At 60.6% G+C, this 23,039-nt stretch carries 26 protein-coding genes; 8 read left to right on the top strand and 18 right to left on the bottom strand.

Annotation, left to right across the window (positions count from 1 at the left end):
• Positions 1-5 precede the first annotated feature (5 nt).
• Both J3P82_RS15335 and J3P82_RS15330 read left to right on the top strand, forming a co-directional pair.
• Positions 6-590 carry a DUF6630 family protein gene (locus J3P82_RS15335; protein ID WP_434557594.1) on the top strand — a complete coding sequence of 195 codons (585 nt, stop codon included), beginning with the start codon at positions 6-8 and terminating at the stop codon, positions 588-590.
• A gap of 193 nt (positions 591-783) precedes the next feature.
• Entirely contained in the window at positions 784-1,596 is an 813-nt protein-coding gene (locus J3P82_RS15330; RefSeq protein ID WP_434557593.1) for a DUF1206 domain-containing protein, read from the top strand.
• Positions 1,597-1,775: 179 nt separating this feature from the next.
• On the opposite strand, the gene J3P82_RS15325 is transcribed toward J3P82_RS15330, so the two are convergent.
• The 3 genes from J3P82_RS15325 to J3P82_RS15315 all read right to left on the bottom strand — a co-directional run bounded on the left by J3P82_RS15325 (position 1,776) and on the right by J3P82_RS15315 (position 3,953).
• Positions 1,776-2,516, bottom strand: coding sequence for an HvfC family RiPP maturation protein (locus J3P82_RS15325; protein WP_434557592.1), 741 nt, complete (start codon positions 2,514-2,516; stop codon positions 1,776-1,778).
• Positions 2,509-3,360: an HvfB family MNIO-type RiPP peptide maturase gene (locus J3P82_RS15320; RefSeq protein ID WP_434557591.1), complete on the bottom strand. Its 852-nt coding sequence runs from the start codon at positions 3,358-3,360 to the stop codon at positions 2,509-2,511. The genes J3P82_RS15325 and J3P82_RS15320 overlap by 8 nt, the downstream gene beginning before the upstream one ends.
• 65 nt (positions 3,361-3,425) lie before the next feature.
• Positions 3,426-3,953 (bottom strand): HvfA family oxazolone/thioamide-modified RiPP metallophore, encoded by a 528-nt coding sequence (locus tag J3P82_RS15315; protein WP_434557590.1) that lies wholly within the window; start codon positions 3,951-3,953, stop codon positions 3,426-3,428.
• Positions 3,954-4,555: 602 nt separating this feature from the next.
• Here J3P82_RS15315 and J3P82_RS15310 point away from each other — a divergent pair.
• Together J3P82_RS15310 and J3P82_RS15305 are read left to right on the top strand one after the other, a co-directional pair.
• On the top strand, positions 4,556-5,002 hold the full coding sequence (locus J3P82_RS15310) for an antitoxin Xre/MbcA/ParS toxin-binding domain-containing protein (protein ID WP_186614756.1): 447 nt from the start codon (positions 4,556-4,558) through the stop codon (positions 5,000-5,002).
• Positions 4,999-5,487 carry an RES family NAD+ phosphorylase gene (locus J3P82_RS15305; protein WP_434557589.1) on the top strand — a complete coding sequence of 163 codons (489 nt, stop codon included), beginning with the start codon at positions 4,999-5,001 and terminating at the stop codon, positions 5,485-5,487. Before J3P82_RS15310 ends, J3P82_RS15305 begins: the two co-directional genes overlap by 4 nt.
• A gap of 42 nt (positions 5,488-5,529) precedes the next feature.
• Here the strand turns inward: J3P82_RS15305 and J3P82_RS15300 are convergent, their stop codons facing one another.
• From J3P82_RS15300 to J3P82_RS15255, 10 genes are all read right to left on the bottom strand, one after another.
• Positions 5,530-6,069 carry a hypothetical protein gene (locus J3P82_RS15300; protein ID WP_434557588.1) on the bottom strand — a complete coding sequence of 180 codons (540 nt, stop codon included), beginning with the start codon at positions 6,067-6,069 and terminating at the stop codon, positions 5,530-5,532.
• A 347-nt stretch (positions 6,070-6,416) separates the two neighbouring features.
• Positions 6,417-7,493, bottom strand: coding sequence for a protein-glutamate methylesterase/protein-glutamine glutaminase (locus J3P82_RS15295; protein ID WP_434557587.1), 1,077 nt, complete (start codon positions 7,491-7,493; stop codon positions 6,417-6,419).
• A gap of 2 nt (positions 7,494-7,495) precedes the next feature.
• Entirely contained in the window at positions 7,496-7,990 is a 495-nt protein-coding gene (gene cheD, locus J3P82_RS15290) for a chemoreceptor glutamine deamidase CheD (RefSeq protein WP_434557586.1), read from the bottom strand.
• Positions 7,987-8,823, bottom strand: a complete 837-nt coding sequence (locus J3P82_RS15285) for a CheR family methyltransferase (protein WP_434557585.1) — start codon at positions 8,821-8,823, stop codon at positions 7,987-7,989. Before J3P82_RS15285 ends, cheD begins: the two co-directional genes overlap by 4 nt.
• A complete protein-coding gene (locus tag J3P82_RS15280) occupies positions 8,820-9,356 on the bottom strand; it encodes a chemotaxis protein CheW (protein ID WP_434557584.1) in 537 nt (178 codons plus the stop codon). Before J3P82_RS15280 ends, J3P82_RS15285 begins: the two co-directional genes overlap by 4 nt.
• 39 nt (positions 9,357-9,395) lie before the next feature.
• Entirely contained in the window at positions 9,396-11,054 is a 1,659-nt protein-coding gene (locus J3P82_RS15275; protein ID WP_434557583.1) for a methyl-accepting chemotaxis protein, read from the bottom strand.
• A gap of 32 nt (positions 11,055-11,086) precedes the next feature.
• A complete protein-coding gene (locus J3P82_RS15270) occupies positions 11,087-13,186 on the bottom strand; it encodes a chemotaxis protein CheA (protein WP_434557582.1) in 2,100 nt (699 codons plus the stop codon).
• Positions 13,187-13,225: 39 nt separating this feature from the next.
• Positions 13,226-13,510, bottom strand: a complete 285-nt coding sequence (locus J3P82_RS15265) for an STAS domain-containing protein (protein WP_434557581.1) — start codon at positions 13,508-13,510, stop codon at positions 13,226-13,228.
• A 15-nt stretch (positions 13,511-13,525) separates the two neighbouring features.
• Positions 13,526-13,894, bottom strand: a complete 369-nt coding sequence (locus J3P82_RS15260) for a response regulator (protein WP_003203044.1) — start codon at positions 13,892-13,894, stop codon at positions 13,526-13,528.
• Between the two features lie 9 nt (positions 13,895-13,903).
• The gene (locus J3P82_RS15255) at positions 13,904-14,815 is read right to left on the bottom strand and encodes a methyl-accepting chemotaxis protein (protein ID WP_434563849.1); all 912 of its coding nucleotides are present in this window, start codon (positions 14,813-14,815) and stop codon (positions 13,904-13,906) included.
• 592 nt (positions 14,816-15,407) lie between these two features.
• Here J3P82_RS15255 and J3P82_RS15250 point away from each other — a divergent pair.
• Positions 15,408-16,754, top strand: coding sequence for an MATE family efflux transporter (locus tag J3P82_RS15250; protein WP_434557580.1), 1,347 nt, complete (start codon positions 15,408-15,410; stop codon positions 16,752-16,754).
• A gap of 67 nt (positions 16,755-16,821) precedes the next feature.
• Positions 16,822-17,487: an HAD family hydrolase gene (locus J3P82_RS15245; protein WP_434557579.1), complete on the top strand. Its 666-nt coding sequence runs from the start codon at positions 16,822-16,824 to the stop codon at positions 17,485-17,487.
• A gap of 44 nt (positions 17,488-17,531) precedes the next feature.
• Here J3P82_RS15245 and ppnN read toward each other — a convergent pair whose 3' ends face one another.
• Positions 17,532-18,905, bottom strand: coding sequence for a nucleotide 5'-monophosphate nucleosidase PpnN (gene ppnN, locus J3P82_RS15240; protein ID WP_434557578.1), 1,374 nt, complete (start codon positions 18,903-18,905; stop codon positions 17,532-17,534).
• A gap of 218 nt (positions 18,906-19,123) precedes the next feature.
• Between ppnN and J3P82_RS15235 the strand changes: the two genes are divergently transcribed.
• Both J3P82_RS15235 and J3P82_RS15230 read left to right on the top strand, forming a co-directional pair.
• On the top strand, positions 19,124-19,660 hold the full coding sequence (locus J3P82_RS15235) for a DUF3087 family protein (RefSeq protein WP_434557577.1): 537 nt from the start codon (positions 19,124-19,126) through the stop codon (positions 19,658-19,660).
• A gap of 88 nt (positions 19,661-19,748) precedes the next feature.
• Entirely contained in the window at positions 19,749-20,501 is a 753-nt protein-coding gene (locus J3P82_RS15230) for an OBAP family protein (protein WP_434557576.1), read from the top strand.
• 91 nt (positions 20,502-20,592) lie between these two features.
• Here the strand turns inward: J3P82_RS15230 and J3P82_RS15225 are convergent, their stop codons facing one another.
• The 4 genes from J3P82_RS15225 to J3P82_RS15210 all read right to left on the bottom strand — a co-directional run bounded on the left by J3P82_RS15225 (position 20,593) and on the right by J3P82_RS15210 (position 23,025).
• Positions 20,593-20,817, bottom strand: a complete 225-nt coding sequence (locus J3P82_RS15225; RefSeq protein ID WP_434557575.1) for a hypothetical protein — start codon at positions 20,815-20,817, stop codon at positions 20,593-20,595.
• A 63-nt stretch (positions 20,818-20,880) separates the two neighbouring features.
• Positions 20,881-21,060, bottom strand: coding sequence for a general stress protein (locus tag J3P82_RS15220; protein ID WP_186614672.1), 180 nt, complete (start codon positions 21,058-21,060; stop codon positions 20,881-20,883).
• Between the two features lie 229 nt (positions 21,061-21,289).
• Positions 21,290-21,853 (bottom strand): ATP-dependent Clp protease proteolytic subunit, encoded by a 564-nt coding sequence (locus J3P82_RS15215; RefSeq protein ID WP_030142235.1) that lies wholly within the window; start codon positions 21,851-21,853, stop codon positions 21,290-21,292.
• 134 nt (positions 21,854-21,987) lie between these two features.
• A complete protein-coding gene (locus J3P82_RS15210) occupies positions 21,988-23,025 on the bottom strand; it encodes a DNA topoisomerase IB (RefSeq protein ID WP_434557574.1) in 1,038 nt (345 codons plus the stop codon).
• Positions 23,026-23,039 lie beyond the last annotated feature (14 nt).

Raw genomic sequence — 23,039 nt, 5'->3', positions numbered from 1 at the left:
CTGGCATGGGCATTTTAGATCGGCTTTTTGGTGGACGCTTTACCATGCCTCCGCCCGAGGAAACCAACCTTAGCGCATCAGCAATCATGAAGGAACTGCGCCCCGAGCGAAGCGATCCCGGTCAAAAAAAAGCACTGGAGGCGTTCGCCCAGGCACTGGTTGCGTTCATTCCGGAAAAAGAAGGCGCCAGACTTGTTAGACGTGTCATGCGTAGATACGCAATGGGGGACGACGCACCCAGTGCCCTCACGGAGGGATTCCTGAATGACTCAAAGGGACAAAAGCTTGAACACCTCGTTCTCCTTAGCCTGGATTGGAAGGGTTACGACGTATTTGAGTATCAGGCGCCTTATCTGGTCAGCGCCAGTGGTTTGAAAGAACCCTACGCGTATGTGCGCGAAGGCGCTTCCTCAATGCCAGAGGTGCTCCACTACTTTGATCAGTGGCTGGCTCGGTTTGGTAAACGGTATCTTCACCTGGACTCCGGAGGTGAGAATTACGAAGGTGTCATTATTGACGCTGATCGGCTGGGAGCGATTACTGAGTTGGCTGGACGAGCTGGAATCCAGGTGAGTCTTGAGAGCTTCTAGCGATGGAGACTGGCTGAGGCAATCACTGCCCTTGAATCAGTGCAGCAACGACCGCTGTTGGCCGGGAGCCGGCTGTCGCCTCCGTAATCAATGAGCGACTCTTCGTCGGTCAGGGCTGAGGCCTTGAATTTAACGATAGAACCCCTTCCAGCCAGACGAGTCTGTTCCTGTATTACTTTCAGGAAAGCAGCCAATGTCAGCGCACCATAGCCTTATCATCCTTGCACGTGGAGGGTACGCCGCTCGAGGAGTGATTTACCTAATCATCGGTATCTTCGCATTGCTTGCGGCACAAGATTCGACAAAGCCGAAAGACAGCCATAAAAGCTTGGAAGCCTTATTTGGCCAGCCGTTTGGCTATTTTTTAGTGGGGGTAGTCGTGGCAGGTCTGCTCGCATTTGCGGCATGGCGTGTTCTGCAAGCCATGCGTGATGTCGACCATCACGGCAAAAATCTCAAGGGTCTGATAATTCGCACCGGTCTGTTTGCGGGAGGTTTGGTCAATGCTGCTATGGCATTTTTTGCGCTAGGCCTACTTGTAAGCGGAACTAGTAGCTCGGGCAACCCAGGAGAACACACCACAGATTGGCTGGCGCATCTATTGTCCTGGCAGCATTCCAACTTATTGGTGTATCTGATTGCTCTTATTCCGCTTGGCGTTGGAATCGCTCACCTTATCAAGGGATGGAAGGCATCGTTTGAGAAGTATTTCGAGGCGGACGAAGACGTCATGCGGTACGTCCGCCCAGTGTCTCGGTTTGGCCTGATAGCACGTGGCGTCGTCTTTATAGAGATTGCATTGCTGTTGGCGGTTAGCGGCTCTGCCTATCAAGCCGTGGATCCACCCGGTATGAAGGAAGCCCTTGAGGCGCTCCAGAATTTACCAGCTGGGTGGTTGGTTTTGATGGTAATGGCGTTCGGATTGATCGCTTTCTCGACTTACAGCTTCGCTGAAGCCTTCTGGCGGAAGATAAATATGGAAGTGCCCGGATTGTCGAGAACGTAGTGCAAAGCAGGACTGAGGGGCTACTTGCAGCCTCAACGCTCGATCGAAGCCCCTGGTTTTGAGTGGAAAGGGGACGAGTGGAAAGGACTGGAAAGGGGACAGATTTATTTGCGGTAAATAAATCTGTCCCCTATTGCTGCTATTGCTGCTATTGCTGGTCCTATTGCTGTCATCACAACTCACCCCCAACGCGTCCCCAACACAATCCCCTGCGCCTTGAACCCCTCAAGCGCCGCCACCCCCATCGGCATCAACTCCCGCACCGACACTCCAGCGACCTCAGCCAACGCCACCAGATGCTCCCGCCCACTGCGCCGATGCTCCATCAGCGAAACCAACAACGCATAAGCCATCGGAGCCAGCCGCGAAAACGTCACTCGCCCGGCGTGCCGCTGTAACAACACCAAGGTCGGAGCCGCAGGCTTTTCGGTGGGCTGGTAATCCGGCCCGATGTCGCACACCGGCCATTCATAGGCATGTGCCTGCGCGAGTCCGTAGACCACGGGCGCGCCTTCGATCAGATCACCGTGGGGATTGTGCGACGGTTCCACCGCATCGCTCAGCAGCAGGGCGCTTTCAGTCCATTCGTGTTGGGCGAGTTCGAGCAGCCACGGAGGAAAGTCTTGCAGATCCGGGTGTTGTTCCAGGTAGGCGACGAACTCGCCGGCGAGCTGTGTGAACAGTGGCGTCTGGCAGCGGTGGTAGGCGTAGAAGTCGTGGACCAGTCGTCGCCAGTCGGCGGGCGGCAGGGTTTGGTGGATGACCGGGAAGTTGGCGGCGAGCAGCGATTGGATGTTGCCGACGAACAGTTGGCGGTAGATGGCCAGGCGTCGGGCTTCCAGGCCGGGTGGGGGCGGGTTGTGCGGGTTGCGGACGTAGTTGGCCATGCAGTCGAGTTGGTCGAGCAGTTGTTCAGGCATGGCGGGCCTCCGGTGTGGCCGGGCAGGCGAGTTGTTGCAGCTGTTTGATCTGGTCGATTTCGGCGAGCAGTTCCGATAACGGCGGGAAGTTGAAGTCGCGTTCGAGCAGTGTCGGCACGGGTCCGAATCGTTGGTAGGCCTGGTACAGAAGGTTCCAGACGTCTTGCTTGACAGCCGCGCCGTGGGTGTCGATTTTCAGGTCGTCGGCTTCGTCGTAATGGCCGGCAACGTGCAGGTAGCTGACGCGTTGCGCGGGCAGGGCGGCGAGGAATTTGTGGGCGTCGTAGCGGTGATTGATGGCGTTGACGTAGAGGTTGTTCACGTCGAGCAGCAGGTCGCAGTCGGCTTCTTCGAGGACTGCGGTGATGAAGTCGATTTCGCTCATGGCCTGGAAGGGCGCGGCGTAGTAGGAGATGTTTTCCACGGCGATGCGCTGGCCCAGTAGGTCCTGGGTCAGGCGTATGCGCGCGGCGACGTGGTGGACGGCTTCTTCGGTGAAGGGGATCGGCAAGAGGTCGTAGAGGTGGCCGCTGGCGGAGCAGTAGCTCAGGTGCTCGCTGTAGATCGCCACGGCGTAGCGATCGAGAAAACGCCGGGTGCCGCGCAGCAGGTCGAGGTCGAGCGGTTGTGGGCCGCCGAGGGATAGGGACAGGCCGTGGCAGGTGATGGGGTGCTTTGCGGCCAGTTGGTCCAATTGTTCGGCGTAGACGCCGCCGACGCCGATCCAGTTGTCCGGGGCGCATTCGAGGAAGTCCACGGCCCCCGGGGCCATTTCCAGCAGATTGCCAAGCATGGCCCGGCGTAGACCGAGCCCGGCGCCGTTGGGTGGGGTGAAAGTGCTCATCGCAGTTCTCCAGGGATGACCAAAGCCTCCCGGTGTGATCCACCGGGAGGGCGGGAGCGAAGGATTTACTCCTTGGCTTTGCTCATGTGGATGAACAGCTCGGTGGGCACTTTCTTGCCGTTGGCGGTGTATTGGCCAGTCCGGTATTTGTAGGTTTCCGCCTCGGACAGGTAGCCGTCATGGTTGGTGTCCATCTTCTCGAACTCGGCTTGCTGGGTCGGCGCGACGCTGAGGAATTCTTTCAGTGACACGCGCGCATCGTCGTCGGTGTCGGTACGGGCAAAGGACGCGTCGCCGCATTTGCCTTCACCGCACTTGCCTTCCGCCGCGGTGACTTTTTTGCCGGATTCGTCGGCGCCGCATTTGCCTTCGCCGCACTTGCCTTCCGCGTCGGTGACTTTTTTGCCCGATTCGGCAGCACCGCATTTACCTTCACCGCATTTGCCTTCGGAGGTTTTTTCCGCCGAAGCCAGCTGATAACCCTGGGGCAGGGCGTCCACCGCGAAGGCGGATTGGGCCAGGCTCAAGCCGCCGGACAGGGCGAGTGCGGCGAGGGCGAAGCGAGCGGCGTTCGAGTTTTTTGTACGGGTCATGACAGTTCTCCAGATAAGAAGGGGTGTGCCCCAAGGCAACGTTGCGCGGGGCGTGCCGTGGCGGTTGTCACGCTGCTTGCGACCCGGCGATGCGTTGAGCGCGTCGGGACGAAGCAAGCGGGACAGGCCTGTTCGGACGGGGCCATTTGGCCCTTGCCGTGTATCTGGGATATGTCATTTAGCGGGGTGTTTGTATTGCTCTGTGTCGTGGATACAGAGGGTTCAAGGGGGGCCGCTGCGCAGCCCAGCGGGAGCAAGCTCCCTCGCCACGGGTTTGGTGTGTTTCCTACAGAAGATGGATGCTTATGGAGTGGATGAACGAAATCTCTGACGACTTTTTAGGGTTGGCCTTCGGAAATACTGCCCCTAGGATCTGGTGCTATCTGTTGTGCATGCAATACAGCAAGCGCAGCCCCGTTTTATCGGATGAGGATTGATTGATGCCGGGAAGCCAGGAAGCCGGGCCTGATAAATTCAATTGTTGCCCTGACGACATTTGGCGCTATGCTTACGTCAAATGTCGTAAGGAGGCTAGCATGATGGCCGTTGCAGCTAAGCAGGCAGAGGGGGGCACCGTCAGACCTACCGGGAAAACGGCGGCGATGCACCGCGAGAAGACCGTTGAAAAGCCGACCCAGGTGTTGTTGCAAGGGCGCAAAGGAGATGAACGCCTGCTGATTATTCGTTACACCCAGGAAGGTTTTTATTTGAGCGATGTCAGGGAGATGCTCTCCGGATCAAAGCTGTACATGGAGCATGGTCTCCTTGAGCGCATCACAGGCAAGTCTGTCAGGACCGTACAGCGCTTGGCGAAAGAGGCGCAACCGGTACGGCTGAACCGCCAACAAAGTACCGTTGCGTTTCAATATGCCCAAGCCTTGGAACATGCCACTGAGGTATTTGGCAGCCAAACATTGGCTGAGGACTGGCTGGAGAAGCCCTGCAGATATCTGGATGGCCATGTACCCCTGGAGTTGATCGACAACTCGCTGGGCTTTCAGGTCGTGGAGGATTACCTGAGCCGTATCGAGCATGGGGTTTATCAATGAGTCCTTTGCCCTGGGAGGGCAAGTGGCATGCATGGCGTCTTGATCGCGAGGTCTACAAGGAGACATGGGACAGTGGCGTCGGTGCGCAACGATCCGGCGGGCGTTGGAATCCTCCCGGCCGTCGGGTGATCTACGCCTCGGCCGATCCTTCCACCGCTATTTTGGAGGTCGCGGCGCATCTGGGGTTCGACGCGCTGGACAAGGTGCCCCATCTGCTGACCTGCTTTGAGGTGCTGGATCCGGCACTGATCAAGGTGGTTCATGCCGAAGACGTGCCAAACCCTAATTGGCTCGCCCCGACTCAACCTTCGCCGAACCAGCAACTGTTTGCCGACGAGTTGCTGGCGAACTTTCCCTTCGTGCTGATTCCTTCGGCGGTAACCCGTCATTCCTGGAATTTGCTGGTGAGCTGCGATTTGGCGATGGACCAATTCAAGCTGATTTCCCAAGCGCGGTTTGGCTTGGATACTCGATTGGTCAGGTAAAGACTAGGCATGTTCTGACGGGGTAACGAGCCCTGCTACGGACTACTTTTTCACCGAATAATCCTTCCCCCAAACACGCACGGCACTGATCGCCTCGTTCATGCCTTCAAACACGAACTTCTGTCGCACGGCGGTCTTCGGTGGGACGGTGACTTCGTCAGGGTTGTCCAGCCCGGTGAGTCGGTTGGCGTAACCGGCTTGGTCGATGGCCAGCAGCGCACCGGTTTGCCCGAGGTTGATCAGGCGCAGTTGGGTGTCGGTGCTGTTCTTGAAACCGAGGGTGATGGTGACGTTTTCATCGCTGGGCTCCAGCTTCAGCACTTCAACGTTGATGCGATCTTTCATCTGCTCGTCGGAGGAGATGATCGCTGCGCCGTCGGTGCCCTGGACTGATTCGCGACCATCGAGCACGCCTTCGCTGACGCCGCCCAAGAGGTTCTTGCCGGCGGTGATGAATGACGAGACCGCGGATTTGGTCGAGTCCTTGATAACGCTTTCTGCCGGCTCGCCTTCGGCCAGGCATACGGAACTGAGCAAAATACCGGAGAAGAAGAGGGTGGCGCGTGACGGCAGAAGGGTCATACCTGAGTCCTTTAGGGTGGCTTGCAACACGCCCCTCGGATGGGCGTGCGGCATGATAGCGGGGATCATGGCGTACTTGTCCATTCCTGGTTTCTCGGGTCATTGGGTTTATGCGCTGATCCGCATTTTTTGGCGGCAGGTGCATCTGTAACGGTATCAGTTCCCGCTCCACAGTTCGGTCACGGCGCAATGACTCTATTGGGAGAAAGCTCATGGCGAAGATGGCGATTTTTTTGGGTGGTTTCCTGGCGTTGACGTTGCTGATCGGTGTGCTGGCGACGATTTCGCCAGTGTAGAAAGCTTTTTTGGCGAGGGAGCAAGCTCCCTCGCCACGGGTCAGGCGTCGATCAGCGATGCAATATCACCTGCGCAATCTCCTGCAACCCCATCACCCGTTGCGCGGCGTTGAGCTTGATGGCTTCCTTGGGCATGCCGAACACCACGCAGCTGGCTTCGTCCTGGGCCACGGTAGCGCTGCCGGCGTCGAGCATTTCCTTGAGGCCGCGGGCGCCGTCGTCGCCCATGCCGGTCATGATGATGCCGGTGGCGTTGCGGCCGGCGAACTTGGCCACCGAACGAAACAGCACGTCCACCGAAGGGCGATGGCGGTTGACCAGCGGGCCGTCCACCACTTGCACGTGGTAGAACGCGCCGCTGCGGGTCACCATCATGTGCTTGCCGCCGGGGGCGATGAGGGCTAGACCGGGGTGGATGCGGTCGTTGTTTTTCGCTTCGCGCACTTCGATCTGGCAGAGGCTGTTGAGCCGCGCGGCGAACGACGCGGTGAATTTTTCCGGCATGTGCTGGACAATGACGATGCCAGGGCACACACGGGGCAAGGCGGTCAGCACCGCTTCCAGCGCCTGGGTGCCGCCCGTGGAGGTGCCCATGGCGACGATGCGTTCGGTGGTCTGGGCCATGGCGTGGCCATTGGCGGCGGGCAGCATGGCGTCCGCGGTGAGTTTGGTCGCCGGTGTCAGCGGGGCCGGAGCAGGGCGCTTGCCCAGGTTACGGACGTTGACTTGGGCGGCGGCGCGGATGGCGGAGACCAATTCGGGAGCCGATTCCAGCAAGAAGTTCTTTAGGCCGCTGGTGGGCTTGGTGATGATTTCCACCGCGCCCGCAGCCATGGCTTGCAACGTGGTTTCCGCGCCCTTGGGCGTCAGTGAGGAGCAGATTACCACTGGGGTTGGGCGCTCGCTCATGATTTTCTTCAGGAAGGTGATGCCGTCCATGCGCGGCATTTCCACGTCCAGCACAATCACGTCGGGCCATTCCTTCGCCAGTTTATCCATGGCGAAGATCGGGTCGGAGGCCGCGCCGATGACGTTGATGTCCGGCGTGTCGCTGAGGATCGCCAGCAACACCTGGCGGACCACGGCGGAATCATCCACCAGCAATACATTTATCTTTTTGCCTGACATGATTAATGCAGGGTCCTTATCGGTTGGTGCCTGACCCAGACGTCGCCCGTGCAAAGGTCGAAAATGATGCTGCGATGACCGGTGCTGCCCATGTCCTGGGCGATCAGGTCGAGGCGATACAGCGCGGCCATTTCCAGCGCCGCGTTGACGTTCGACCGGGCCACGTCGCCGAATGCCACATGGCGTTGCAGCTCAGGGAACATCTCGCCGCCGCCGAACAGCTTGAGCTGATATTCCTCGGGCTTGGTGTGATGGGCCCGTGCCTGGCGAATGAACAATTCGATGGCTTCGTCGGCGTACATCCCGTTCAGCGCTGTGGAGCAACGCACCCGGCTGGGCAACATGAAATGGCACATGCCGCCAATCTTGCGCTGTGGATGCCAGAGCGTGATTGCCACGCATGAACCGAGAATCGTCCGCAGCCTTGTCGGGCAGGTCGCGAAGCGAAACTCCCCCGGTCCCAGATAGACCTCGGCCACCTCCATTGCGGCGCTCATGGCTTGCGATAAATCGAAGGGGCGACCAGCTTCAACGCATCGGACACGCCGTTGAGGCTTTCCGAATGGCTGACGATGAAATACCCGCCGGACTTGAGCCGGGGAATCAGCCGGGCGACCACTTTGCTTTTGGTCGGCTGGTCGAAGTAGATCATCACGTTGCGCAGGAAAATCACGTCGAACTCCCCCAGCTCCGGCAAGGCCTCGTTGAGGTTGACCTGGATGAAGTTGACCCGGTTGCGCAGCGCCCGGTCGATGAGCATCGTGCCTTGCTGGCGGCCGGTGCCCTTGAGGCAGTATTTGACCAGCAACTGATGGGGCAGGTTGCGGGCGCGCTCCATCGGATAGTGCCCGGAGCGCGCCTTGGCCAGCACCTGGCTGCTGATGTCCGAACCGATGACTTCCCAGGGCGTGGTGCCCAGCCCTTCGGCCAGGGTCATGGCCAGGCTGTAGGGTTCCTCGCCAGAGGAACTGGCCGCACTCCACAGGCGAAAGGTCTTGCCAGGCGTCGCATGGGGCAGCACTTGGTCGCGGAGGAAATCGAAGTGCTTGGGTTCGCGGAAAAAATAGGTTTCGTTGGTGGTGAGCAGGTCCAGCGCCACCTGCAGTTCATCGGCGCGCTGGCCGTTCATGATCAGCGTGAAGTACTCGCCGTAGCTGTCGAGCTCATAGTGCTTGAGGCGCTTGAACAGCCGCCCGGCCACTAGGGCTTTCTTGGCCGGCGACAGGTTGATACCGGCGGCCTGGTACAGCCAGGATTGGAATTGGCCGAACTCCCGGTCGCTGAGCGCCATTGAATTCACCGTGCGTTCCTTGCAAGTGGCTGTGCTCATGAGTCAGGCGCTTCCAATGCGGTGGGGCTGGCTTGGGCGAGTTCGGACATCTCGTCGATGGACAACACCCGGTCCACCTCCAGCACGATGACGAACTTGCCGTCGACCTTGGCCATGCCGCTGATGAAGTCGGCGCGGATCTTCGCGCCGAAACTCGGTGGCGGCTCGATCTGCGAAGCCGGGATCTCCAGCACCGCCGACACTGTGTCGACCAACAGGCCGATGTCCTGGGCCTGCCCGTCGGCGCTGGCGGCCTCGATGATCACCACGCAACTGCGCCGGCTGATGGCGGAATTCGGTCGGCCGAAACGAGCCGACAAGTCCACCACCGGCACGACCGCGCCGCGCAGGTTGATCACTCCGCGCACGAAGGCCGGCATCATCGGCACCACGGTGAGGTTGCCGTACTCGATGATTTCCTTGATGCACAGGATGCCGATGGCGAACATCTCAGTGCCGAGCATGAACGTCAGGTACTGCGCTTCTTCCTCGACCGCGCTGACGGTTTGACGTGTGGTCGCGATGGCGCCCATTGCCTTTTCTCCTTTAAGCAAGCCTGTGGGACCGGGCCATCAGAACCGGGTGAATTCCGATTCGTCCGGCGCGCTGGCCATGTTGTAGGCAAACGCCTTGGGCATCACCGGTGCCGGTGCCCGCGCCGGTTTACGGCTGGACGGCCCTGGGGTGTTATCGACCCTGGCGCTCTGCATGGCCGACTTGGCCGGCGTGTCCAAGGTGAAGAAGCTCATGGCCTGTTGCAGCTGCTCGGCCTGGCTGCTCATCTCTTCGGCGGTGGCGGCCAGTTCTTCGCTGCTGGAAGCGTTCTGCTGGGTGACCTGGTTGAGCTGGGTCATGGCGGTGTTGATCTGCGCCACGCCAGCGGCCTGCTCTTCGGAGGCGGCGCTGATTTCCTGCACCAGGTCCGAGGTCTTGTTGATGGATGGCACCATTTCGTTGAGCAGGTTCCCGGCCTTCTCGGCCATGTCGACGCTGCTGGACGACAGCTCGCCGATTTCCTGGGCGGCGACTTGGCTGCGTTCGGCCAGTTTGCGCACTTCGGCGGCGACCACCGCGAAACCTTTGCCATGTTCGCCGGCGCGAGCAGCTTCGATGGCGGCGTTGAGCGCCAGCAGGTTGGTCTGGTAGGCGATGTCGTCGATGATGCTGATGCGCTGGGCGATTTTCTTCATCGCCACCACGGTCTGCTGCACCGATTCGCCGCCGTCGGTGGCTTCCTTGGCGGCCTTGCTGGCCATGCCGTCGGTCACCTTGGCGTTCTCGGTGTTCTGGTTGATGCTGGCGCTCATCTGCTCGATGGACGCACTGGTTTCCTCGACGCTGGCCGCCTGTTCGCTGGTGGCCTGGCTCATCGATTGTGCGGTGGCGCTGACTTCTTCGGAGGCGCTGGCAAGGTTGTCCGCTGCGTTGCGCACTTCTCCGATGATGTGCGACAGCTTGCCGACCATGTTCTGCATCGCGCTGAGCACCATGCCGGTTTCGTCCTTGGAGCCGGCTTCGATTTTCGCGTTCAGGTTGCCTTCGGCCAGTTGTTCGGCGACGGCGGCCGCCTGCTTCAATGGGCGGGAGATGATCCGCGAGATGAACAGCGCCAAGCCTAGGCCCACCAGCAGGGCGGCAACCAGTACGGCGATGATGGACAGGCGCGCATCTTCATACAGTTCAGTGCCATGTGCACTGGCTACGTCTGCGCCGGCGGCGTTGAGCTCAACGAGCTTCTGCAGATCGGCCGTCACCAGATCGAACTGGCGCTTGGACTCGCCCTTGAGCAGGGCCATGGCTTGCTCGGTCTGGTTTTGCCGGGACAGCGCGAACAGGTCCTTGCTGACCGTCAGATAAGCGACCCAGTCATTGCGAGTGGTTTCGAACAGTTGGCGGTCTTCGGCGGTGGACAGCAGTTTTTCATACGTGCCAAGGCGGGTTTCGAAGCCCTTCTTGGCGTCTTCGGCTTCCTGTTCCAGGGTGACCCGTTCCTGCTCGGAGTCGGCCGTGATATGGCGGTTTTCCTTCAGGCGAAAGCTCGCTGCGTAGAAGCGCATCCCCGATGCGGCGCGCATGGAGGGCATCCAGTTCTCGCGGATCTCGGCGGTGGTGCCGTTCACCTGGCCCAGCTGAATGATCGAAAACACGCCCATGACGGCGGTCAGCGCCAACACCACAAGGAACGAGGTGATCAGTTTGGTGGCGATTCTAAGGTTGTAGAACCATTTCATTGGGGAATACCTCTCCATGGAGTGTTGAAGCGTCAGCGAGCGTTGGCTTGTTGTAGTTGGGTAGCGTTGTAGCGGTTTTCTATTTGTACGATTTGAGTGAGCAGGGCGGGTACGTCGAGGATCAACGCCACGGCGCCGCTGCCCAGGATGGTCGAGCCGCTGATGCCGCGCAGGGCGCCGAACAGCTTGCCCAGGGGCTTGATCACGGTCTGGAATTCGCCCAGCAGGTCATCCACCACCAGCCCGGCCTTGAGTTCGGCGTAGCGCACCACCACCACGTTCTGCCGGCGCGAGGCCGGGCCTTCATGGTGGAAGTGATCGCGCAGGTACACCAACGGCAGCACTTCGCCGCGCAGGTCGAGGTAGCCTTGTTCGCGACTGGCGACGCCATCGTCTTCGCTCAGCTCGATGCATTCCTGGACCATGTCCAGCGGAATCACATAGGTGGACTGGCCGATGCCGACCAGAAATCCATTGATGATTGCCAGGGTCAGCGGCAAGCGGATGCGCACCACGGTACCCTTGCCCGGTTGACTGTCGAGGTCGACGGTGCCGCGCAGCAGGGTGATGTTGCGCTTGACCACGTCCATGCCCACGCCGCGTCCGGACAGGTTGGTCACGGCCTGGGCGGTGGAGAAGCCGGGCTCGAAAATCAGGTTGTAGATTTCCTGGTCGGTCAGGTTCGCGCCCGGCGCAATCAGTCCGCGCTCCTGGGCTTTTTCCAGGATGCGGTCGCGGTTCAGGCCGGCGCCGTCGTCGGCGATTTCCAGCACGATGCTACCGGAGTCGTGATAGGCGTTGAGGTGCAGATGCCCCTTGGCCGGTTTGCCGACCGCCCGCCGCGCCTCGGCGGTTTCGATGCCGTGGTCCATGGCGTTGCGCAGCAAGTGCATGAGCGGGTCGCCGATCTTTTCCACGACGGTCTTGTCCAGCTCGGTTTCCGCGCCGCTGATGATCAGGTCGATGTCCTTGCCCAGTTCCTGGCTGACATCGCGCACCACCCGGCGAAAGCGGTTGAAGGTTTCACCGATGGGGATCATGCGCAGGCGCAGGGCGCCGTCGAGAATTTCCTCCACCAGCCCGGACACCGACGAGGCGGCTTCCTGCAGCGGGTCGTTCTGGCAGGTGCGGGCCAGCAGGCTGGCGCCGGCGCTGGCAATGACCAGCTCGCCAACCAGATTGATCAGTTCGTCGAGTTTGTCGGCGTTGACTCTTACATAAGTCCCATCTTTGCCTTTGCTGTCGCTGGTGACGGCTTGTTTGTCAGGCGAGACCTGGGCTGGCATGCGTGGGGTCTTGCGTTGGTCGGGCATCAGCTCGCCCGTGGTGACCATCGCGGTGCTTTCGTCGACCTGCGCCTGGGCGTTGGCGACCAGGCCCGTGTTGGCTTCGCGCTCGATGTCTTGCGCGGCCACGATGTCGATCTGGCAATCTTCCCGCACGAAATCGAAGACTTCGTTGATCGCGGCATGACCGGCGGCGGAGCGAAACTCGATATCAAACCCCAGGTAGCACGACTCGGCATCCCAGGCTTCGACCGTCGGCATCGCGTCGGTCAGCGTAGTGATGTGGACGATGTCGCCGAGGGTCTGCAGATAGCGCAGGAACGACAACGGGTCCATGCCATTGCGAAACACCTCCTGGCCGAAGCGCAGGGAGATGTGCCAGAGGCTCGCTTCGCCGGGCTCGGTCGTTTCGGTTTGCGGCGTCGGCGTCGGTTCGGTGGCGAGCGTGGGCGCCTGGTATTCCTGCAGCATCTGGCACAGCTCCATTTCCCGGGCCAGGGCAGGGGGCTGCAACGTCGAGCCTTGGTTGGCGACCACGTCGATCAGCTCGAGCATATGGTCGCCGGATTTGAGCAGCACCGCGATCAGGCCCGGGTCCACTGTGACGCTGCCTTCGCGCAGGCGATCGAGTACGTCTTCGACGATGTGCGTGAAGCTGACGATCGGCTCCAGGCCGAACAGCCCTGCCGAACCCTTGATCGTATGGGCCGCCCGGAAGATCGCGCCGATGGCGTCATCGTCGCCGGGGTCGTTCTCCAGTTGCAGCAGCGACTCTTCCATCGCCTGCAATTGTTCCCGGGCCTCGACGATGAAGGTTTGTTGTGCCTGATCGAGATTGATGCTCACGCTCATATCCTTTGTCGTGTCCGACGTGTTGCGGCGGCTCTAGGCAACCAGGTTGCACAGGGCGAGTGTTTGCGTGACAGCTTTGCTTTGGCCGGTCACCGTCAGTTCGGTGCCGGCCTTGGGGGCTTCGCGCTGAACCATCAGCAGCAGCTGCAAGCCGGCGCCGTCCATCTCGGTGACCTGCGACAGGTCCACCGCCATTCGTGGCGTTGCCCCCAATCGAGGCAGCCATTGCGCGGCGAGGTCGGCGGCGGTGTAGATCGTCAGTTCGCCGTCGATCTGCACCTGCGCAGTGTCATCGTCTATTTCGTACAGCAGCGGCATTGAAGCCTCCGACCATCAAGGAAGAATCAGCTTGGATACCGCCGCCAGCATCTGCGCCGGTTGGAACGGCTTGACCACCCAGGCCTTGGCGCCTGCGGCCTGACCCTCTTGCTTCTTCGATTCCTGGGATTCGGTGGTCAGCATGATGATCGGCGTGAACTTGTAGCTGGCCAGCTTCTTGACCTCCTTGACGAAGGTGATGCCGTCCATGTTCGGCATGTTCACGTCGCTGATGATCAGGTGCACTTTCTGGCCATTGAGCTTGCCCAGCGCATCCTTGCCATCGCTCGCCTCGATGACGTCGTAGCCGGCACTTTTCAACGCGATGCCGACCACCTGCCGGACGCTCGCGGAGTCGTCGACAACCAATACACTTTTAGCCATGAGGGGCTCCTAGAAGAAGGTGATTTCCTGTGAAGACTGTTGCGCAGCCGAGCCGCCGTGGTGATTACGGCGTTGCTCGTCAGTGGCGTAAGTGGTTTCCATGCGCGCCAGCCATTGCCGGGCGTCGATGGAGACGACCTGTTCGGGCGACTGGCTGGCCTGCTGAATGTGTACGTGCAGGTCCTCGATGTTGTCGCGCACGTGGCTGAGTATCTGGCTGACCCGATCCTGGAATTGCAAGTTGACCAGCACTTCGGTGAGCTCGTCGCGAATGCCGAAGCTTTCGCGCTGCAGCATGTCGGCCGAATCGGCGAGGCGCCCGGTCACGCTTTTGAAGCGCTCGAGCACCCGTTGGATGCTGCCTTCGGACACGACCACGGACTGGCTGTCCTGGTCCGCGCCGCTGGACGCGGCCTGCACCAGTTGGGTGATGGCGGTATTGATCACGTCGACCTTGGCCGACATCTGTTGGCCGGTCTCGCTGGATTTGCTCGACAGGGCGCGTACAGCATCGGCCACCACGGCAAAACCTCGCCCGGCTTCGCCTGCCCGGGCGGCTTCGATGGCGGCGTTGAGGGCCAGCAGGTTGGTCTGGGCGGCAATCGCCGCGACATCGGCGGCCATGGTCCGCAGCTCGCCGGTGTAGGCGGTCAGGTTGCGCACTTGGGCCAGGGTTTCATCGCGGCTGGCCTGGGTCGTTTTCAACGAGTCGATAACCTTGACCAGTTCGCCTTCGCTCTGCGCCAGGGCTTGTACGGCGCCACCGCTGCTGTTGCCGGTCAACTCGCCGGCGGCCAATTCAGAGGCTTGTACGGTCTCTTCCAGACGCGAAGAAATCCCAATGAAGCGGCTGGTCAGCGAGACGATCGCGGTTTCGGTTTGCTGGCGCGAACTTTCAACTTGCTTGGCCCAGATCGGCATCGCGCCGAGGATCACTTCGTTGAGTTGCGCGGTGGCTTTATGGGCGCCATGGTCGGCGGCCTCCTGCTCGCGACGGGCGATGGCGGCGGCGACTGCCTCGTCAAGCTGAAGCCGTTGCGACCGCGCGGCCAAGACACCGACAGCCACGCCAAGGACCAGTAGCACGACGCTCAAACAGATGTTCTGCACACTCGTGCCGTTGACTGCCAGCACGCCGACGCTGGCGGCAACGGCCACGATAACGGCGTGCCAGACGATGCGCGGCGGGGTTTGGGCGAGGGAGTGGTCGTGGGAATACGACGTCATGGTTCGGTCCTTGAACAGTGTTGCCAAGAGGATATTTGCGAATAACTGGTTATCTGCAATGCCGACTTGGTCTTGAGTACCAGTCGTCCGGTTCCGGCAAAAATAATGGCACATTGCTATCTGAGAATAGACGAAATCGGAGAAATGTCGAGAAGGCCAGGTCTATGCAAACCTTGTGGTGAAGGAGCTTGCCCCTTCGCCACAAAAGCGGACATTCATTGAAACGAGATCCGGGGATTGAGCTAAATTACTTCGCATCGGATTCTGAACCTGCCAACGAGCCCTCATGCCCACCCAGCCTCTCTGGAAAACCTACCTGCTGTTCCTGGCCCCCATGGTCCTGTCCAATTTCCTCCAGTCGATGTCCGGCACGCTCAACAGCATCTACATCGGCCAGATGCTTGGCACGCAGGCGCTGGCCTCGGTGTCGGGCATGTTTCCCATCGTGTTTTTCTTCATCGCCCTGGTGATCGGTCTGGGCGCCGGCGCGGGGGTGCTGATCGGCCAGGCCTACGGCGCTGGCGAGACCGGCACGGTGAAAGCGATTGCCGGTTCGACGCTGTTGCTGGGGGCGATCATCGGGTTGGTGGCGGCAGTCCTTGGCAGTGTCTTCGCCCGCGAGGCCTTGCAAGGGCTTGGGACGCCGGACGATGTGCTCGAAGATGCCATTTCCTATGCGCGCGTAATGATGTGGATCTTGCCGATGTTGCTGGTATTCGTGCTCTTCACCCAGCTGCTGCGCGGTGTGAGCGATACCCTGTCGCCGCTGTTGGCGTTGCTGGTGTCCACCAGCGTCGGGCTGATGCTCACGCCGGCGCTGATTCGCGGCTGGCTGGGATTGCCGCAGATGGGCATCCAGAGCGCGGCGTGGGCCGGGTTGGTGGGCACCGCGACGGCCATGGGCATGCTCGTGTGGCGTCTGAACCGCCGCAAGCATGCCTTGGCGCCGGACCGTGCGCTGTTCGCCGCGATGCGCCTGGACCGGGTAATCCTTGGCAAAGTGCTGCGCATCGGTTTGCCGACGGGGTTGCAGATGGTGGTGATCTCCCTGTCGGAGCTGGTGATCCTGGCGTTGGTCAACTCCCACGGCTCCCAGGCCACGGCCGCCTACGGCGCGGTGACGCAGATCGTCAATTACGTGCAGTTCCCGGCGCTGTCGATTGCCATCACCGCTTCGATCCTTGGCGCCCAGGCCATTGGCGCCGGGCGTCTGGAGCGGCTGGGGCCGATCCTGCGCACCGGGTTGTTGATCAATGTCTGGCTGACGGGTGGGCTGGTGCTGCTCGGGTACCTGATGTCCCATTGGCTGCTGGGGCTGTTTATCACCGATCCGGCGGCACGGGTCCAGGCCGAACACCTGTTGCATATCATGCTCTGGAGCCTTTTGGTGTTCGGCTTCCAGGCAATCATCGGCGGCATCATGCGCGCCAGCGGCACGGTGCTGGTGCCGGTGGCGATCTCGATTTTTTGCATCCTTGGCGTGCAAGTACCGGCGGCTTACCTGCTGGACGCGCACTTCGGCCTGCAAGGGGTGTGGATGGCGTTCCCAGTGGCGTACCTGAGCATGCTGTTGCTCCAAACGCTGTATTACAAACGGGTCTGGCAGCATCAGCGGATCGAGCGCTTGGTCTAGAGACCTTGAGCGAGTTTAGCGGGTGTTACAGTGCCCGCCGTTGATCTTGTCATTCATGAGGATTTCGATGTCTGTAGAACTTCCATCCGCCAGCTACCGCGCCTTCCTCTTCGACATGGACGGCACGCTGCTCAATTCCGTCGCCGCCACCGAGCGGATCTGGACGCGCTGGGCCCTGCGCCATGGCCTGGATGTGGCGACGTTCCTGCCGACGATCCATGGCGTGCGCGCCGTCGATACCGTCGCCCGCCAGCGTCTGCCAGGCGTGGACGCCCAGGCCGAGGCCGAGCAGCTCACCCGGGAAGAAATCGAGGACGTGGATGGGGTGGTCGAAGTGCCCGGTGCACTGGCCTTCCTCAAGCGCCTGCCGCCGACGCAATGGGCAATCGTCACTTCGGCGCCCATGGCACTGGCCCTGCGCCGCATGGAGGCGGCCGGGATTGCACGGCCCGACGTGATGGTGACCGCCGAAGACGTGAGCGACGGCAAGCCGAACCCCAGCTGTTATTTATTGGCGGCGCAGCGCTTGCAGGTGACCGCGCAGCAATGCCTGGTGTTCGAGGATGCCGAAGCCGGCATAAAGGCCGGCGAGGCGGCGGGTGCGGACGTGATGGTAGTCACCGCCACGCATACGCACCCGGTGGTGACGCTGCATTCGCAGATCGCGGATTACCAAGGCATTGGCGTCGAAGTGGATGACGACGGATCGATGCGTCTTTCAACACACCGCTAGAGCCTGTGGGAGTTTGCTCCCACAGGCTTGCTTCGTGACTCAGGTCAGGTCACCACGCGATAGCACGGCACATATTCCGCGCCACCCGGCAGTTTCATCCGGTGCTGGGCGACGAACGCCTGGAGCAGGCGATCGAGGGGCTCCATGATCGCCGGGTCGCCGTTGATCTCGTACGGACCATGCTCTTCGATCAGGCGGATACCCTTGTCCTTGACGTTGCCGGCGACGATCCCGGAAAACGCCCGGCGCAGGTTGGCGGCCAGTTCGTGGGGCGGCAGGTCGCGGCTCAGGCCCAGGCTGGCCATGTTGGCGTGAGTCGGGTCGAACGGGCGCTGGAAGCCTTCGTCGATCTTCAGCAGCCAGTTGAAGTGGAAGGCATCGTTGCGCTCGCGGCGGAACTGCTTCACTTCCTTGAGGCCTTGGGTCATCTGCCGCGCCACTTCGGCCGGGTCGTCGATGATGATCTGGTAATGCTTCTGCGCGGCCTCGCCCAAGGTTGCACCCACGAACGCATGCAGTTGGTCCAAGTACGGCGCGGCGCTTTTCGGCCCGGTGAGCACGACCGGGAAGGGCAGGTCCTGGTTGGCCGGGTGCATGAGGATGCCCAACAGGTACAGGAACTCTTCGGCGGTGCCGGCGCCGCCCGGGAAGATGATGATGCCGTGGCCGACGCGCACGAAGGCTTCGAGGCGCTTCTCGATGTCCGGCAGGATCACTAGCTCGTTGACGATCGGGTTTGGCGCTTCGGCGGCAATGATGCCCGGCTCCGTCAGGCCCAGGTAGCGGCCGCCCTGGATCCGCTGCTTGGCGTGGGCAATGGTCGCGCCTTTCATCGGGCCTTTCATCACGCCCGGGCCGCAACCGGTGCAGATGTCCAGGCTGCGCAGGCCCAGTTCATGGCCGACCTTCTTGGTGTACTTGTATTCTTCGGTATTGATCGAGTGACCGCCCCAGCACACGACGATTTTCGGCTCGACGCCTGGGCGCAGTGTGCGGGCATTGCGCAGCAGGTGGAAGACGTAGTCGCTGATGCCCTGGGACGTACTCAGGTCGATGCGCTGGCTGTCCAGTTCGTTCTCGGTGTAGACAATGTCGCGCAGGGCGCTGAAGAGCATTTCGCGGGTGCTGGCGATCATCTCGCCGTCGACGAACGCGTCGGCCGGCGCGTTCAGCAGCTCCAGGCGCACGCCCCGGTCCTGTTGGTGAATACGGATCTCGAAGTCCTTGTAGGCTTCAAGGATGGTCTTGGCGTTATCGACATGGGCGCCGGTGTTGAGAATGGCCAGGGCGCACTGGCGGAAAAGATCATAGATGCTGCCGGAACCGGCTTCACTCAGTTGCTGGACTTCGCGCTGGGACAAGGTCTCCAGGCTGCCCTTGGGACTTACCGAGGCGTTGATTACATGTCTTTGAGTCATTCAGCTTTCCTTGAAAACGATGCCGTACACACGACGAGCGGCATCTTGAAAAAAACGTCCACGCAGAACGATCGCACGATCCTCGCGGTATCGCCATGGACTTTGATCCGGGTCCTTCGGGTTGGTTGCCTCACAAAATGAGCCCCAGCATAGCTAAATCGACCGGGCAGGCGATAATGCGCGAGTCTTTTCACGCCACACAAGGAAATTGCGACGCGATGTTCGAGATCAAACCGTGGGACGCGGCGGCTTACCGGCAGCAGACGCGGCGCAGCACCCTCATTATTGCAGTGGTGTTCCTGGCGCTGGCGATGCTTCTGTCCACTTTCGCCGTGATGCTGTTCGGAACACCTGGGGGCGATAATTTTCGCTTCAACGTGGGTGGCGTATTCGTTGCGGTGCTGGTGATGGCTGGCCTGATGCGCATGTATTTCTGGTCCCAGCCATGGATGGCGGCGGCGGTCTACGGCTGGCAGCTCAAGCGCAGCCTGATGAGCATCACCAATGTGATGCACCAGGTCAAAGCCGGCGTGCAAGCGCAAGACCCGGCAGCGATGAAGCTGTTGCGGTTCTATCATCTGGGCCTGACCCAAATGCACCTGCTGGACGCCAATTCCAGTGAACAGGCCTCCCTGAATCGCGAAGCCGACGAACATCAGCAAAACATGCAGGCGCTGGGCCTGGACCCGGAGCAATTGCGCCTGGAGCCCTCTTGGATCGAAACGGTGAAACAGGCCTATAGCGCGCGCGAATAACCGCCGCTCGTCGCTTGCCCAAAGGGAAAAATCAAACCTCGAACCTTGGCCGCTTTTCTCATGGACAATCATGGAAAGGAGAGTCGAGATGTCAGGCAAGATCGTTCATGGAACCTGGGCCATGCTGTGCGCGGCGACGATGGGACTGGCGGGCTGCGCGGGTGGCAATAGCGATTCAGCCGTGGACGCCCCGGGCGCCGCGAAGAGTCCGACCACCGCGACGCTGGAGGCGGGGGCGGGGATCATGCAGAACAAGCCTCCGTTGCAGGCGTTGGATACCTACCTGGATGGCTTTCATTTTTACAACGGGCGGATGTCCGGGCAAATGGAAGCGCACCACTATTGCACGGCGCTGAACGAAGAGGTGTTCCAATGCGCGATCTTCGATGCCAATAGCGCCAATGCCAAGTTGATGGGCGTGGAATACATCATCAGCAAGCGGCTGTTCGAAGGCCTGCCGGCCAGCGAAAAGCAGCTGTGGCACAGCCATGTGCATGAGGTGAAGTCGGGGCAATTGGTTGCGCCGGGCATACCCGAAGTGGCAGAAACCCGCTTGATGAAAAACCTCGTCAGCACCTACGGCAAGACCTGGCACACCTGGCATACCGAACAGGGCAATGCGCTGCCTTACGGCGTCCCGCAGTTGATGATGGGCTTCACCGCCGATGGCCAGATCGACCCCCAGCTGGTCCGTGAGCGCGACCGCCGGATGGGCATCGACAGCGAAGCGAAGAAACGCGCCCGCGCGGGCATCGACGCGCCGGCGATTGATCCGGGCGCGGATGCCTGGCAAAAGGGGCAGGTGTGGCAGATCAAGGATCCGACGGGGCATGCTCACTGAAAGCGAATCTGCTGAACATTGCTTTTTTGGTGAGGGAGCAAGCTCCCTGGCCACGGGGGCAGGGAGTTAGTGTAAGGGGGAGTTAAATAAATTAAGGCTGTTTGAAGTGCCCCGGAACATCATGTTCCGTTTCGTTTGGCTTGGTTCTTTTCTGAACTTGAACGTCAGTTATATTGACGCTCTTTAGTTCAGTAAACGTAACCCTCAGAAGCGCCTCGGCTTCTTCGGTAGTCAGCGTCTCGGTGCCAGCCGCCAGCACCCGGTTGTCCGGTTGGCCGTCGGCGATGAAACTGACGATGAATCGATCCTGGCTCATGCATGACCTCGACAGGGTTAAGCGCCAGGGCGCGGTCAGGCCGCGCCCCAACGGTTCTCCGGGTTACGATTTCCTGCCACCGCCATGGCTGCGTTCGCCACCTTTTTTGCCGGCTTCAGAGGCTTTTTCCCGGTCGTTTGCAAAGTTGCCACCAGAAGCATGTCCGCCTTTCTTGCCAGCTTCGGATGCTTTCTCGCGGTCGTTTGCGAAGTTACCTGGGTTCTTGTTTCCGCTATTAGCCATTTCGAGATTCCTCATTTTGGTTAAGCGAGTAAATCGTGCCTCGCAGTACTGTGAAAGAAAATTGCCCAGGGAAGTTTAAAAAAAACGTTTCGCTGGCGACGAACGGCATCGACTTGAACATACCGCAACGTAAACTTGGACAGCCGTTTCGCTTGAACTTGTACAGCATCGATTTTGTTAATAAGCCTGGCGGCGGCAAATTGTATTTGTTCATCGTTCGCGGGTTGTTTTAGTCCTCGCCGCCGCTGACTTTCCAATGCTTGGCCTCGGGTGGAAACACCACTTGTTCCACGCGGTGGGCTATGCCGAAGGCCAAGGAATTTTCTGCCGGGATCACGCGTTCCTCCGCGCAGAGGCATTTGAAAATATCCAATTGCGTGGCGGCGCCGGCAGTTTCCTTCACATAGATTTCCACATACCGCGCCACGTCGTTGTCCAGGCTGGACAGGTATTCGCGCAGGCGCGAATGGTCCACCGATTTCTGGCCGAAATACCAATTCATCGGGTGGATCAGGAAGCGTGAGTGCGGGGTGGTGGTGCGGTCGCTGGCGGCGAGGTACATGACGATGCCCATCGACTCGATGTTGCCGGCATTTACCGCGCGTACTGGCACCGGGAGGGACTTGATGAAGGTGTAGAGAGTAAACCCGAAATTGGTGCTGCCGCCGACCGTAGACAGGTTGAGCATCAGCGAGTCGGCGCCTTTTTCAATGGCTTCCAGGCAGTTGTCCCGGAAGCGTTCGGTGGTTCCCTGGTCGATCTGGCAATGGAAATGGACAATGTGTTCGGACATCTGAAACTCCTCTCGGCTTGACGCGGTGACGAGTCTGCGGATCAGCGGCTCTGTACAGGTGGGAGTTCGCCTGCTGTCGGATGTTCCAATGCGTCGCGGGCAAATCGAGAGCGGTCACTCATCCAGCGCTTCGCTCAACAGGCTTCGACCGCTTGGGTCATGCGTTGCAGGAACATCGTCAGCGCGGCTTCCTGCGCACTCAGGCCTTTACGCACCCGAGGTTTAGGCAGGTCGCGCAGAACACCGCCCATGAATCCTTCCAACACGGCGGGGTGGATGTAGCATTTTCGACAGACGGCGGGCGTGTTGCCCAACTGCCGTGCGACTTGCCTGACCATCCCGGCGACGTGGCGCTTGGCTTCGGTTTCGGTCTCCCATTGCAACGTCCGCAGCCCGTCCAGCGCCGCGGCGCTACCGGCCCAGGTGCGATAATCCTTGGCGGTGAAGTCGGCGCCAGTGAGCGTCTTGAGGTAGGCGTTGATGTCCGAAGAGGTGATGGCGTGACGCTCGCCGTCCTCATCCAGGTATTGAAAGAGGTTTTGCCCGGGAATTTCCTGGCATCGCTTGACGATTCTCGCCAGGCGCCGGTCTTTCACGGTGATCTGGTGTTCGACCCCACTCTTGCCGCGGAACTGGAACGCGATGGCGCTGCCGTTGACCTCGACGTGCTTGTTGCGCAGGGTGGTCAAGCCATAGGAGCGGTTGTCCCGGGCGTATTGCGTGTTGCCGACGCGGATCAGCGTCACGTCGAGCAAGGTAATGACCGTTGCCATGACTTTATCGCGGCTGAAACCGGGCGTGGCGAGGATTTCCTCCAGGCGTTTGCGCAGGCGGGGCAGGGTGCGTCCGAATTCCAGCATGCGTGAATACTTGTCGGCATCGCGCACTTCGCGCCAGCGCGAATGATAGCGGTACTGCTTGCGTCCCCGAGCGTCACGCCCGGTGGCCTGGATATGGCCGCGCGGGTCGGTGCAGATCCACACATCGGTGTAGGCCGGCGGAACGGCAAGGGCATTGATGCGCTGGATTTCGGCAGGGTCGGTCAGGCGCTGGCCCGACGGGTCGAAATAGCAGAACTTGCCCCGCAGTTTCTTGCGGGTGATGCCCGGGGCGGTGTCATCGACGTAGTGGAGGTCGGCCGGGAGTGCATCGGGCAGCAGCGTGTCGGGCATGATTGATCCTTGGC

The organism is Pseudomonas sp. Z4-20 (genome assembly GCF_051131955.1).
Taxonomy (GTDB): domain Bacteria; phylum Pseudomonadota; class Gammaproteobacteria; order Pseudomonadales; family Pseudomonadaceae; genus Aquipseudomonas; species Aquipseudomonas marvdashtae.
This window is presented reverse-complemented; position numbering and strand designations above follow the sequence as displayed.